This window comes from Phocaeicola fibrisolvens (genome assembly GCF_025567125.1).
GTDB lineage: Bacteria > Bacteroidota > Bacteroidia > Bacteroidales > Bacteroidaceae > Phocaeicola > Phocaeicola fibrisolvens.
Map to the genome: position 1 here is coordinate 1 of NZ_JAOQJI010000110.1, position 468 is coordinate 468.

Consider the following 468-nt stretch of genomic DNA (forward strand, 5'->3'; position numbering starts at 1 on the left):
TCCCTAAAGATACGAAAAATTAGGGAGACGGGCAAGTCCTGACTGAGCGAAGTTTGGGCTTGCCCGATTTTTTTGCAGGCACAAGAAAGGCCATCTCAAATTATATTTCAATTTGAGACAGCCTCAAAAAATGAATGAAAATGAGGAGAGACCATGCAGAAAACCGACATGACATTTTGGGAGCATCTGGATGTATTAAGAAATTCTTTGATTAAGATAGCATTGGCTGTTGTTATTTGTGGTTTAGTTGCTTTCTTTTTCAAGGATACGATGTTTGATGTCATTTTTGCTGCCAAGGACACAACTTTTGTTACCTATCGTTGGTTCAATGAAATATGCAGATTAATGCATCTTCAGACTATGGATCAATTTTCTATAAAGTTGCATTGCTGTCCGGAGAAATTTTACCACAGCGTAAGCTGTCTAGGACCGTTACCCTCCGGAACATTAGCAGTGAGGTCGGTTTGA

1 protein-coding gene is annotated in these 468 nt (G+C 39.5%); it reads left to right on the forward strand.

Features of this window, described 5'->3' with window-relative positions:
• The first annotated feature begins 153 nt into the window (after positions 1–153).
• Positions 154–468: a twin-arginine translocase subunit TatC gene (locus tag OCV81_RS17725; protein ID WP_148331138.1), complete on the forward strand. Its 315-nt coding sequence runs from the start codon at positions 154–156 to the stop codon at positions 466–468.